The sequence below is a fragment of the Vibrio nomapromontoriensis genome (genome assembly GCF_050337205.1).
GTDB classification, from domain to species: Bacteria; Pseudomonadota; Gammaproteobacteria; order Enterobacterales; family Vibrionaceae; genus Vibrio; species Vibrio nomapromontoriensis.
In genome coordinates, this window is the sequence record NZ_JAKJSS010000006.1 from 113119 (window position 1) to 126651 (window position 13533).

At 43.9% G+C, this 13533-nt stretch carries 10 protein-coding genes; 7 read left to right on the plus strand and 3 right to left on the minus strand.

The window, feature by feature from the left end; all coding sequences use genetic code 11:
• Positions 1 to 8 precede the first annotated feature (8 nt).
• The 5 genes from rlmD (at position 9) to eno (ending at position 7834) form a co-directional block, all read left to right on the plus strand.
• Positions 9 to 1325 carry a 23S rRNA (uracil(1939)-C(5))-methyltransferase RlmD gene (gene rlmD / locus L4D05_RS00725; RefSeq protein ID WP_428792753.1) on the plus strand — a complete coding sequence of 439 codons (1317 nt, stop codon included), beginning with the start codon at positions 9 to 11 and terminating at the stop codon, positions 1323 to 1325.
• Positions 1326 to 1407: 82 nt separating this feature from the next.
• Positions 1408 to 3630, plus strand: coding sequence for a GTP diphosphokinase (relA, locus tag L4D05_RS00730; RefSeq protein ID WP_428792754.1), 2223 nt, complete (start codon positions 1408 to 1410; stop codon positions 3628 to 3630).
• A gap of 211 nt (positions 3631 to 3841) precedes the next feature.
• A complete protein-coding gene (mazG, locus tag L4D05_RS00735) occupies positions 3842 to 4648 on the plus strand; it encodes a nucleoside triphosphate pyrophosphohydrolase (protein ID WP_428792755.1) in 807 nt (268 codons plus the stop codon).
• 161 nt (positions 4649 to 4809) lie between these two features.
• Positions 4810 to 6450, plus strand: a complete 1641-nt coding sequence (gene pyrG, locus L4D05_RS00740) for a CTP synthase (RefSeq protein ID WP_265673621.1) — start codon at positions 4810 to 4812, stop codon at positions 6448 to 6450.
• Positions 6451 to 6532: 82 nt separating this feature from the next.
• Positions 6533 to 7834 (plus strand): phosphopyruvate hydratase, encoded by a 1302-nt coding sequence (gene eno / locus L4D05_RS00745; RefSeq protein WP_250615805.1) that lies wholly within the window; start codon positions 6533 to 6535, stop codon positions 7832 to 7834.
• Between the two features lie 53 nt (positions 7835 to 7887).
• Here the strand turns inward: eno and L4D05_RS00750 are convergent, their stop codons facing one another.
• Positions 7888 to 8328 (minus strand): hypothetical protein, encoded by a 441-nt coding sequence (locus L4D05_RS00750; protein ID WP_428750351.1) that lies wholly within the window; start codon positions 8326 to 8328, stop codon positions 7888 to 7890.
• Positions 8329 to 8741: 413 nt separating this feature from the next.
• On the opposite strand from L4D05_RS00750, the gene L4D05_RS00755 reads away from it, so the two are divergent.
• On the plus strand, positions 8742 to 9917 hold the full coding sequence (locus tag L4D05_RS00755) for an Ldh family oxidoreductase (RefSeq protein WP_428750352.1): 1176 nt from the start codon (positions 8742 to 8744) through the stop codon (positions 9915 to 9917).
• A gap of 89 nt (positions 9918 to 10006) precedes the next feature.
• Here the strand turns inward: L4D05_RS00755 and L4D05_RS00760 are convergent, their stop codons facing one another.
• Complete coding sequence (locus L4D05_RS00760) at positions 10007 to 11038, minus strand: AraC family transcriptional regulator (RefSeq protein ID WP_428750353.1); 1032 nt, start codon at positions 11036 to 11038, stop codon at positions 10007 to 10009.
• A gap of 127 nt (positions 11039 to 11165) precedes the next feature.
• On the opposite strand from L4D05_RS00760, the gene L4D05_RS00765 reads away from it, so the two are divergent.
• Positions 11166 to 12305, plus strand: a complete 1140-nt coding sequence (locus L4D05_RS00765) for an arginase family protein (protein WP_428750354.1) — start codon at positions 11166 to 11168, stop codon at positions 12303 to 12305.
• Positions 12306 to 12811: 506 nt separating this feature from the next.
• Here L4D05_RS00765 and L4D05_RS00770 read toward each other — a convergent pair.
• Complete coding sequence (locus L4D05_RS00770; RefSeq protein ID WP_428750667.1) at positions 12812 to 13495, minus strand: GntR family transcriptional regulator; 684 nt, start codon at positions 13493 to 13495, stop codon at positions 12812 to 12814.
• Between the last annotated feature and the right edge of the window lie 38 nt (positions 13496 to 13533).

Genomic DNA, 13533 nt, shown 5'->3' on the forward strand with positions numbered 1-13533 from the left:
AAATAGGCATGGCACGTTTTTTTAAACCGACAAAGCAAACCGCATTCTCAAAGAAGCACCAAGAAATGGTGATCGCACGTTTAGATCACCACGGCGCAGGTATCGCCTATCAAAATAAAAAACCGGTGTTTATTGAGGGAGCACTTCCAGATGAAACGGTTTTAGTGCAGCTCACGGAAACGAAAAGTAAGTATTCTAAAGCAAACTTGATTAAGGTGATTAAGCCCAGCGCACAGCGAGTTAAGCCACTATGCCCACATTATGAAGCGTGTGGTGGGTGTACTCAACAGCACCTCTCTTTGGACGACCAACGTCAATATAAGCAGCAAGCGCTGTCGCAATTAATGAGCAAGTTTGCTGGGCAACAGTTGTCACTGTCTGATTCTGTTATTGGGGCGGGAACGGGGTACCGTAGAAGAGCTCGTTTGAGCCTTTACGCTGATAAAGTGAAAGGGCATTTGCAAATGGGTTTTCGCCGCAAGCAAAGCAAACAACTTGTCGAAATTGATGGCTGTCCGGTTCTCGATAGTCAGCTTAATGCTTTGATCCCTGAGTTCAGAGCATTGTTAACGAGCTTCCAGCATCCTCATACTCTCGGTCATCTTGAGTTAGTGATGGCAGACAATGGTCCTGTTGCAGTGTTACGCCATATGCAGCCGTTGACCGAGGGAGATGAGCAGCGTCTACTGCAGCTGGCAAAAACACACGATTTGACCTTATACCTCATGCCAGAAAGTGGTGTACTAAATCGAGTCCATGGTGATGTGGCGCAATATCGTGAGACTGGCGTAACGCTCCCTTTTCTACCAACTCACTTTATTCAGGTTAATCAAAATATTAACCAAGAAATGGTCGCGCAGGCCCTGAGTTGGTTGGCACCGACAAAGCAGGAACGAGTACTGGATCTGTTCTGTGGGCTTGGTAACTTTACGCTTCCACTGGCAAAATTATCCCAGCAAGTCGTTGGTGTGGAAGGTATCCAAGATATGGTTGATTGGGCAACGAACAATGCTGCGTTAAATAAACTCGATAACGTTGAATTCTATCAAGCCAACTTGGAAGAGGCGTTGACGAACTCGCCATGGGCTGAACAAAAATTCGACGCGATTTTATTAGATCCTGCCCGTGCAGGGGCGACTGGCGTGATAGATCAAGTTTCTGGACTTGGAGCAACGCGAGTGCTTTATGTTTCTTGCAATCCTGCTACCCTTGCCAGAGATAGTCAGAGCCTTATTGCACAAGGCTACACGCTTAAGAAACTCGGTATGATGGACATGTTTCCACAAACTAGTCATCTAGAGTCGATGGCATTGTTTGAAAAATGACAATTTTTGAATGATCTCTAACGCAGATCATGGGCTAACTGGGATAGGTTAGTTAACTAATAAAACTAGGAAGAACAAAGTAATGGTTGCGGTAAGAAGCGCGCATTTGAACCCTGAAGAACAGTTTGAGTTAGCGAGTTGGATTGCTTCACTAAAGCAAGATAAAAATATCGCTACGCGTCTGAAAGAAGTTTATACCCAATGCGAAACTCTCGTAGAAGGCAATGAACAAGGGTCCTTGTTGTTGTGGCGTGGTAGAGAGATGATTGAAATTCTCATCACCCTTTCGATGGACAAAGCCACTCTCATTACAGCTTTGCTGTATCCGATAGTCTCTAACGGGTTATTTGATAGGGAATTACTCGAAGAAACCTACGGAAAAGAAATCCTTAAAATGATTGATGGCGTTGAAGAAATGGCCGCCATTGGTCAACTTAATGTGACTTTAGAGGGTTCCGCTGCCTCGGGTCAGGTTGATAATGTCAGACGTATGTTGTTAGCCATGGTTGACGATTTCCGCTGTGTTGTCATCAAGCTGGCGGAGCGTATCTGTAACTTACGCGAAGTGAAAGATGAGCCGGATGAAGTAAGAATCGCCGCAGCTAAAGAGTGTGCCAATATTTATGCGCCGTTAGCTAACCGTCTCGGCATTGGTCAATTGAAATGGGAAATTGAAGACTACGCATTTCGATACCAGCACTCCATTACCTATAAAAAAATCGCTAAGCAACTAGCTGAGCGACGCATTGTCCGTGAGCAATACATTAAAGACTTCGTCGATGACTTGACTGATGAAATGCACCGCTCGCAAATTCTCGCTGAAGTCAGCGGTCGGCCGAAGCACATTTATAGTATTTGGCGAAAAATGCAGAAAAAGAGCTTGGACTTTGATGAGCTTTTTGACGTACGTGCGGTCCGTATCATTGCTGAGCGCTTACAAGATTGCTATGCGGCGTTAGGGGTAGTGCACACCAAGTACAAACACCTACCAAGTGAGTTTGATGACTACGTCGCTAATCCAAAACCCAATGGTTACCAGTCTATCCATACCGTTGTGTTGGGGCCAGAAGGTAAAACCATTGAAATTCAGATCCGCACCAAGGAAATGCACGAGGATTCTGAGCTAGGCGTTGCTGCTCACTGGAAATACAAAGAAGGCAGCAGCACAGCTCGAAGTGGTTACGATGAAAAAATCACTTGGTTGCGTAAGCTACTGGATTGGCAAGAAGAAATGTCCGATTCTGGTGAAATGCTGGATGAGGTTCGAAGTCAGGTTTTTGATGACCGAGTGTATGCCTTTACACCACGTGGTGATGTGGTCGACCTGCCTATGGGTGCCACGCCACTGGACTTTGCCTACCATATCCACTCAATGGTGGGTCATCGCTGTATTGGCGCGAAAGTAGCAGGACGCATTGTTCCGTTTACCCATCAATTATCGATGGGCGATCAAGTGGAAATTATCACCCAAAAAGAGCCTAACCCTTCTCGAGATTGGTTAAACCCGACATTGGGCTTTGTTCATTCTGGTCGCGCACGAGCGAAAATTAATGCTTGGTTCCGTAAGGAAAGTCGAGAGAAAAACCTAGAAGCTGGACGAGATATCCTTGAAGTTGAATTAGCAAAAATTGGGGCGACATTGAAAGATGCCGACCTGTATGCGTTAAAACGTTTTAATGTGAATACGCCAGATGAGCTGTACGCAGGTATTGGTAGTGGGGACCTGAGGATTCATCAGGTTATCAATCACATCAATGCGTTGGTCAACAAGCCGACGGCGGAAGAAGAAGATCAAAAAGCCCTAGAGAAACTCAAAGAGTCGGAAACGAAAGCCAGTCAACAGAGCCGCCCTCATAAAGATGCGGTTGTGGTTGAAGGGGTCGATAATCTCATGACTCATCTCGCGCGTTGCTGCCAGCCTATCCCTGGCGATATTATTAAAGGTTATATCACCCAAGGTCGAGGCATCTCTGTGCACCGAAGTGACTGTGAGCAACTTGAAGAGTTGAGTCATCATGCGCCAGAGCGAATCATAGATACGGTTTGGGGCAGTGGTTTTGTTGGCTCCTACATTTTAACTATCCGTGTTGAGGCGTTGGAGCGAAGCGGATTATTGAAAGATGTCACGACATTGCTCACCAATGAGAAAGTGAAAGTCATCAGTATGAAAAGTCGCAATGACTACAAGCGTCAGTTAACCATTATGGATTTTGACCTTGAACTGAATAACATTGAAGTCTTGTCTCGCGTGACCAATCGCATTGAACAGATAAAAGATGTGATGAAAGTGAAGCGCTTAGGGTGATTTGTTTAATAGGGGGCTCGTTTAAATCAATGACTCTCTGTCACCCTATGTAGGAAATGACAACATTGTTGAAAAAGAAAGGGTTGGTTTTCCAACCCTTTTTATTCGCCTATCACTTGCTTTGTCATAGGTGGGTACTGTCATTAACTGATGTCGAAACAACCTATTTTGAATTGAATATTCTAGTAAATACATTGTTCAGGAACTTAATATGACTCAACCCGTCGAGCAACTTCTCAGCATCATGGCGCAGCTTAGAGACGAAAAAAAAGGCTGCCCGTGGGACAAAAAACAAACCTTTGACACCATAGTGCCTCATACCATTGAAGAAACATATGAGGTTGTAGATGCGATCCATAATCAAGACTGGCCTAACTTGAAAGAAGAGCTGGGGGACCTGTTGTTCCAAGTAATCTTCTATAGTCAGATGGCAAAAGAACAAGATCTGTTTGATTTTGATGATGTGGTGAAAGGGCTTAATGACAAGTTAACAAGGCGTCATCCCCATGTGTTTAGTGATACCGAATTTGCAGATGAAGCTGCCATTGATGCCAATTGGGAAGCTGAAAAACAGAAGGAAAAGGCAGAAGTAGGCAAAACAGAACAAAGTATTCTAGACTCAATACCACAGTCGCTACCTGCCCTTTCAAAGGCCAATAAAATACAAAAGCGCGTCGCTAAATTTGGTTTTGATTGGGGCGCTTTGGCGCCTGTCGTCGACAAAGTTCACGAAGAAATAGATGAAGTCGTGCATGAAGCGATTCAGCTTAACGTGGATGAAGATAAGCTTGAAGAAGAGATAGGCGATTTATTATTTTCTGTTGTGAATCTTTCTCGGCACCTAAAGTCCGATCCCGAAGTTGCGTTAAGAAAAGCGAACAATAAATTTTCGAGGCGTTTTAAGGGGGTTGAAGCGCGTGTTTCAGAACGCGGTAAATTGCTTACAGACTTTACCCTACAAGAGCTTGACGGCTTTTGGAATGATGTTAAAAAACAAGAAAAATCGACCGAACTGTGATGCACTTCCCATTCGAGTTAGTTTCTAGAATTGATTTGAAGCAAAAAATAAAAATTTTGAATGTGATAAGTTTCACGTTGTGGCGATAAAGGGCTTCTGGTATATTTTCATCCCGTCCAGAAGTAATCCATTTCCCTCATTCAACCAATTTCAGGTTAAACATGACGACAAATTACATTTTTGTTACTGGCGGGGTCGTATCCTCTCTAGGTAAAGGTATTGCAGCAGCATCGCTGGCAGCAATTTTAGAAGCTCGTGGTCTTAAAGTGACTATGATGAAGCTTGACCCTTACATCAACGTTGATCCAGGCACAATGAGCCCGACTCAACATGGTGAAGTGTTTGTCACGGAAGATGGCGCGGAAACGGATCTTGACCTTGGTCACTATGAGCGTTTCATTCGTACCAAGATGACCAAGCGTAACAACTTTACTGCTGGCCGTGTTTACTCTGATGTTCTTGCTAAAGAACGTCGTGGTGATTACCTAGGTGCAACGATTCAAGTTATTCCACACATTACTAACGAAATCAAAGATCGCGTGATCGCTGGTTCTCAAGGTCACGATGTCGCTATCGTTGAAGTTGGTGGTACTGTTGGTGATATCGAATCTTTGCCATTTATGGAAGCGATTCGTCAGTTAGCCGTCGAGCTTGGTCGTGAGCGTGCAATGTTTATGCACCTAACTCTGGTTCCTTACCTAGCGGCAGCAGGTGAAGTGAAAACGAAACCAACTCAGCACTCTGTAAAAGAGCTTCTGTCGATTGGTATTCAGCCAGATATCCTTGTTTGTCGTAGCGACCGTATTATCCCAGCGAACGAGCGTAAGAAAATTGCTCTTTTCTGTAATGTTCAGGAAAAAGCCGTTATCTCAATGAAGGATGTAGATTCTATTTACAAGATCCCTCAGCTTATCCGCGCACAAGGCCTTGATGACCTTGTCTGTGCACGCTTTGGTATTGAAGCACCAGAAGCTGACTTGTCTGAATGGGAACAAGTTATCTACGAAGAAGCCAACCCAACGGCAGAAGTTGTGATTGGTATGGTAGGTAAGTATATTGAACTACCAGATGCTTATAAGTCAGTGAACGAAGCACTGAAGCACGCAGGTCTTAAGAATCGCCTGAGTGTGAAAATTAAGTACGTTGATTCACAAGATGTTGAGTCTAAAGGTGAAGAAGCACTAGCAGGTTTAGACGCAATTCTTGTACCTGGTGGCTTTGGTGACCGTGGTGTGGAAGGTAAGATCCGCGCGGCACAATTCGCTCGTGAAAACAAAGTACCTTACTTGGGTATCTGTTTAGGTATGCAAGTCGCACTGATCGAATACGCGCGCAACGTAGCGGGTATGGAAGGTGCACATTCAACAGAATTTAACAAAGAAACAAAATACCCTGTGGTAGGCTTGATCACAGAGTGGGTAGACGGCGAAGGTAAAGTTGAAGAACGTACTGAAACGTCGGATCTAGGCGGCACGATGCGTCTTGGTTCTCAGCTATGTCACCTTGAAAAAGGCACAAAAGCGTTTGAGCTTTATGGCAATGCGAAAATCCATGAGCGTCACCGTCACCGTTACGAAGTGAACAACCTCCTTCGTCCACAGATCGAAAAAGCAGGACTTAAAGTTTCTGGTTTGTCAGCAGACAAGAAACTGGTTGAAGTGATCGAGAACCCAGCTCACCCATGGTTTGTAGCTGCGCAGTTCCACCCAGAATTCACTTCGACACCTCGTGACGGCCACCCATTGTTTAGCGGCTTTGTGAAAGCGGCGGGTGAGTTCCAACGCGGATCAGAAGATAAATAGTAAAAGGATACGGGCGGCTGCGAAGGTTATGCGGCTGCCTTTAAATTGACATTAAATTTTTATTTATTGAGAGGAAACATCAATGTCTAAGATCGTTAAAGTTCTAGGTCGTGAAATCATCGACTCACGTGGTAACCCAACTGTAGAAGCTGAAGTTCACCTAGAAGGCGGTTTCGTTGGTATGGCAGCAGCTCCATCTGGTGCTTCTACTGGTTCTCGCGAAGCTCTTGAGCTACGTGACGGTGACAAATCACGTTTCCTAGGTAAAGGTGTTCTTAAAGCAATTGAAGCTGTTAACGGCCCAATCGCTGAAGCACTAGTTGGTCAAGACGCGAAAGCACAAGCTGACGTTGACCAAGTAATGATCGACCTAGATGGTACGGAAAACAAATCTAAGTTCGGCGCGAACGCTATCCTAGCGGTTTCTCTAGCGAACGCTAAAGCAGCAGCTGCTGCTAAAGGCATGCCTTTGTTCGAGCACATCGCTGAGCTAAACGGCACTCCTGGTCAATTCTCTATGCCTCTACCAATGATGAACATCATCAACGGTGGTGAGCACGCTGATAACAACGTTGACATCCAAGAGTTCATGATCCAACCAGTTGGCGCAAAAACTCTTAAAGAAGCGCTACGTATCGGTGCTGAAGTATTCCACAACCTAGCGAAAGTACTTAAAGCTAAAGGCCTAAGCACTGCAGTGGGTGATGAAGGTGGTTTCGCTCCTAACCTTGAGTCTAACGCTGCTGCTCTAGCTGCTATCCAAGAAGCTGTTGAAGCTGCTGGTTACGTACTAGGTAAAGACGTTACTCTTGCTATGGACTGTGCAGCTTCTGAGTTCTTCGACAAAGAAACTGGCAAGTACAACATGAAAGGCGAAGGCAAAATCTTCACTTCTGAAGAGTTTAACTTCTACCTACAAGACCTTGCTAACCAATACCCAATCGTATCTATCGAAGACGGTCTTGACGAATCAGATTGGGCTGGCTTCAAGCACCAAACTGAACTTCTAGGCGACAAGCTTCAACTAGTTGGTGACGATCTATTCGTTACAAACACTAAGATTCTAGCTCGTGGTATCGAAGAAGGCATCACTAACTCTATCCTAATCAAGTTCAACCAAATCGGTTCACTTACAGAGACTCTAGCTGCAATCAAGATGGCTAAAGACGCTGGCTTCACAGCAGTTATCTCTCACCGTTCTGGCGAAACTGAAGATGCAACTATCGCTGATCTAGCGGTAGGTACAGCTGCAGGTCAAATCAAAACTGGTTCTATGAGCCGTTCTGACCGTGTTGCTAAGTACAACCAACTTCTTCGCATCGAAGAAGCTCTAGGTGAGCGTGCACCTTTCAACGGTCTAAAAGAAGTTAAAGGTCAAGCGTAATCGCTTAATCGTTAACGGATTTTAATGAAGCCGCTCCTAAGGAGCGGCTTTTTTTATATGCTTTTGTGCCTGATTGCATTACTAATGATATTCACAGCCCCTTCAGTGCTGATAAAGTCTTGCTTTATCGAGTTCTCCTGACGAAAACATATCGTAAAACCATTCTCATTCTTCAGCTCATTTTCTATTTCAACCGGTAGCTCACAGCGAATCATTTGGTCGTTTCCGCGAATACATGCATATTTTGTGTACGGTGTGAGCGCGACCGTGCTGCCATTCGCTAGGGCAATAGAAATTTCACTATTGCATGTTTCGATGGCCTTACTGAATTCAATGATGAAATATAGTACGTGGTCATTCGCGGTTTTATATAAGTTGACAGTATTGACGAACTCAAGATTACAGTGAGCCTCTGCAACAAAGCCATAATGGTAGTTGTTTAGAACCCAATACCCGGCTTTCAGCGTTCGACGATCGTAATGCAAATTTGTCATAAATTTCTCCCTGGTTAATGACATAAATTCAATAGTTAAGTTAGGTAACACTTTTCAAATCTGACAATATTCAATAAATGTGAGTAAGTGAAAAAACAACTCAAAAGGAAGTTACTGTCATGAGTAATTGACAGGCTTCTGTGAAGATTTGAATTTTCAGTGAAATAGGTTTGTGTATAAGTTTAAATTATTGATTGTATTGGGTTTTGTTTGGTGTCTTAATGCTTTTTAATTATGAGTGATGCTATATTTTTAATCGGAATGTCACAAGAGAAATGAGGCAAGTAATAAAAGAAACATACATAGTGCTAGAAGAGGTGGCTCCAGTATGTTACTTCTTTGATTACTTATATCGAATAGACTAAAGCCAGTTTCATAGAAAACGAATTTCCACTAAATTAGAGGACATCACCATGGCTAACGTAGCAAGCCCTACCACTACATTTGACAACGAATATTTCTCATTCATTGTTTCTGAATCATGGAAACACATCGGCTCAACTCAAGAGCACGCTGATATTCTAGCGCACAACCTACTTGTTGGTGGCCTACAAGGTAAGCTGCACCAAGGTCTTGGTGTTATCGAAGCGGTAACGATTCCATATGAAGCGGGTATTCTAGATCCTTCTACAACGCCAGTCATTGAGTCTGAAGGTGATACTTGGGCGGTTTACGATGGTAAAAAGTCTTCTGGTCACTACGCATGTACATTGATGGCTCAAACCGCTATCGAGAAAGCACGTAAGCACGGTATCTCAATCGTATTTGGTTACGACCACTGTGACGGCGGTAACTTCTCAAACTACACACAGATGGCAATGAAAGAAGGCATGTTTGCTATGTCTTCAAACAACTCAGTTCCTCTAAACGCTCCGTTTGGTGGTATGGATCCAACTATGTCTTGTCCTCCATTTGATGCGGCGTGTGTAGGTGGCGATGAGCTTCCTCTAGTCACGTCTATCATGATCGGTGAAGGTTACGACTCTCACATCTGTGACGCGATCGTCAACGACCGTGACCTGCACGTAGCAGCACTTGTTGACCAAGATACAGGTGAGCTAACAGCTGACGCTCGTAAATGGGGCTCTTTAATTGAAGGTTACGGCCGTGTTGCTGACTGTAAAGCACCTTGGACGTTCCTAACGCCTCGCCTTTACTCTATCAACATCTGGAATGAAGTAATGACAGCGATCATCAACCCGAAAGGTACGATCGCACCTGAGCTTCCAGCGATTCCAAGTGACTTCTTCACAATGGAAAATGCACCGTGTCCAGTAGGCGGTTCTTACATCCTAGTGATTGACCCAAGCCACTTCGGTCCTATCGAAGAAGTTAAGCGTAAGAGTGATGCATTTGTGAAAGCACAAAAAGCAAACCGTCCACGTAAAGGCTTCAACGAAGTATACATCCCAGATGAGTGGGGTCTAAAAGCAATGGCTGAGTCAACAGACACTCACCAAGTTATGGATTCACACTGGGATGGTTTCAAATCTTTCCTAGAGCGCTCTGGTACAACTATCGATGCGCTAAATGCGAAATGGGAAGAGAAAGTAGGCGCTGAGCGCGCTGCGGAAACCATTCGCAAGTAATTCAAAATCATACGCACTTGATTTTAGCCCAGTCTTTGACTGGGCTTTTTTGTGTTGAACATCCGACTCACTATCGCTGGAGTGAAGTGTTATTCATGACGTGATTGAATGCGGTATTGATGGGGGCTCATACCATAATAGTTTTGAAACGCTCTAAAAAACGGCGGGGAGGAATGGTAGCTGAGTAGTTCTGCTATTTCTGTCGTACTTAACGGGGTGTTAAGTAAGTAGTCGCGTGCCACTTGCATCCGTGTATCAAGGACTAAGTGCTTATAAGTGGTCTCTTCCGCTATCAGTTTTCGTCTGAGCGTACGACTGGTGGTGTTCATCTCAATAGCCATTGCTTCCATTGAGGGTAGCCCATACTTCAGTTGGGTCAGTAACTTCACTCTTATCTGGTAACTGATAGGGTGCGTGGCAGTGTCATCAATGAGAGTTTGGCTTTGTAGAGTAGCAACGTGCGCGATAAGAGCAGGGTTCATCGAAATGGCCGAACGTATCCACTCGACGGGGAAGCGCAGCTGGTTTTTTTTGGCATTAAAGCTCAGGTTGGTGGTAAAGATAGTTTTGTACAAAGGTAAGTAATGGGGAGCCGGGTAGGCGAAGTCAACATGAACGCGTTTTCGGTCAAATTCTTGCCCCAAAAATCGTTCGATACCGAGATAATAATGACAAATGGCATCTTCAATCGTGTAGTGTTGAGCCGATCTTCCATGTGAGCGGTCATCGGCAGTAATGTAAGCATATTCGCTGTCATAGCCAATGTGTATGTCGACATAATCTTTGGTGATATATGAAAATTGTAACCCCGTATCAAGAAGTTGTTTGAGGTTTTGGCAGCTAATCATCGCATATCCCCAGGCGCCCATATCCTGAAGCTTCAGCCGTTTGGCAATGCGTAACCCTAGTCCATCAATATGCAGTTGTTCAACGGTAATCGCCATTAACGTATGGACCTGACTGGCTTGGATTGGTTGATATTGCCCTTGAGTGATACGGATGATGCCGGCTTTACGCAAAAAGTTTGCAATATCTATGGCTACAGTAGACTCACTTCGGACAATATTTTCCCAGTATCCCAAAATAGCGTCAAAGAAGTGTTGTTGATTTAATGAGGTCAAGTGAGTTGTCCGAAAATGTAATACACATGTCCTAAAGTGTAATAAGCAATCGCGACGGTAGCAATTATAATTTTCCCATAGCTTGCAGTGAAGTCATTCACTAAATTAATCATTAGAGGTATCGCCCATGTTTAAGCCAAAACGTGTTGAAATTTCAAAAGAAAACTTAGAGCTCTACAAAGATATTTATTGGAACAAGTCTGACGCAGATTTTTACATTAACGAAGATATCGCCCCAATGCAGCAGCGTATGGCTGAGCAGGGTGTAGAAGCGTTCAGTTTACTCGGTAAAGAGCACGTTGGAGCATTTGGTGCGCCTTATGTAAACAATTTTGAAAACGCAGACATCGTGATGTACGGTCTGACGATGGACAAGTGTTCTCCGAATGCTGGTGGTCATAAATTTGGTCCAGGAGCAATTCGTGATGCGTCTAAAACGGGTATGGGTCTTATTCACCAAGATGGCACAATGCCGTTTGAACTGTGTAATATTATCGATTACGGAAACTGGGATGGCTTAGGTCAGTTCAACCTAGATGAAGAAATGCGCAATGCACAGAAAGTCGTGGATGACATGGTTATTAACCATGGTTGTACACCATTTTTCTTCGGTGGTGACCATACCGTGGCTTACCCTGGCCCTGCTGCACTAGCAAAAGTTCACGGTCCAGTATCTTTGATTCACATTGATGGCCACTTTGATCTGTTAACTCGTGCTGATTTTGATTACGAGTCTTATTCAGGTAACTGGTACTGCCGTTTAGCATCTGAAGGTGCTATTGACCCAACAACCAGCGTAAGCATGGGTATGCGTGGTCGCTGGTGTGCTTCTCAACAAGGTAAAGCGAAAGCGATTGGTGGCAATTTCTTCCTTGCGGATGAAATGTACGATCTTGGTATCGACCACATTGTTGAGCAAATTCTTGAGAAACAAGGCGATGGTCGTCCTGTTTACCTGACATTCGATCTTGATGGTTTGGATCTTCTGGATCACAGCGCAAACTCAAGCCCAGATCCATTCGGTGTATCAGCACGTATGTACTACGATATCTTCCGTAAGTTACGTGCAACAAAGCGTATTAACTTAGTAGGTGCTGATATTGCTGAATTCGCTCCACAGAAGAACTCTGATGAGAAAGATGCGCTGCTAACCGCTGCATTTGGTTGGGAGCTGCTTACATGGTTGGCTGAGTGCCGTTATATCCGTGAAGGTAAGAAAAATCCGACAGAATGGCCAATGAGCTTCGGCCGTAATATCGAGTTTTAATCGAGTCGGTTAAATCGGTCGTATACATGATCATTTAGAAAGCCAGCTGCTATTGCAGTTGGCTTTCTTGTATTTGAGAATCAAGAAAAATACCGTGGAGAGAGAAATACTCTTATTCAGAAAGAGTGGAAAATTCGTGCTACTACATTAGACTTTAGTCTAATGTAGGTTAAAACTTGACCTGTTTGATATTGTGAGTACACTACCGTTTCTTTGAGTAATATCACATTTTTTTAGTTACATTTTGCCCATGAAAATGAATGATAAATGGCTTGGTGTTTTGGCTGGTCATGGTTGTTTTTTTATAAGTTGATAGGGAAATCAGCATGTTGGGCGTGCGAGGTCGATTATGTACAATCACTTTCTTGTTAGATTAACCATTGGGACACTTGTGGTTCTCGGTATTAAGTTGAGCGCATTATACTTTTTGCCAATGGTGTTGTTGTTAAACACGCACCACAAAGAGTTCTTTGGATGGTAAAAAAACCGGGGTTGTCCCGGTTTTTTTATGCCATTTCAATCGCGTCGATTTGAGGCTCGATCTCTTTTATCATGTCATTGATGAATACTGACAGTTGCAGCTTTGCTGCTTCGAGATCTTTATCAAGCGTCAGTTTCATGATTTTTTCATGCTCATCAATACGGAAGATCTCATCAAATCCTTTTGGATAGCGACTTAATGATACCTGACGATAGCGCTTGATCTGACGAATAATGTCGTGCAAAAACTCCTGCATGTTTTTCGAAAAACAGCCACTAAATAGTGCGAGATAGAATGCTTCTTGGCGCTCTTCCCACTCTTTCCAGTTAAAGTTATCACCCTGAAATTTAAAGCGAGAGAGTTTATGGAACTCGGTGAGAATATTGAGCTCCCAGTTTTCGTTACCTTGCTGGATTGATTTTTCCAACAATACAGACGCGACCACATTTAAGCTTTCATGTAGATCATAAAGCTCTGTCTTGGATATAGGCGCCACCCAGCAGCCTTTTTGTGGCTCTAGTTTGACGTATTTTATCCAAGATAATTGAATCAATGCTTCTCGAATAGGAGACGCACCGACGTTATATTTTTCTTTAAGCTCAGCGACAACCAACTTTTGGTTCGGCTTGAGCTCTCCCGATAGAATATCCTGACAAATATCTTTTGCGACTTTGTCCGTCAACGTTGGGCTCGACACAATACACCTCATCATCCAATGGAATAATAGACTAAAACAAACAGGCAGTA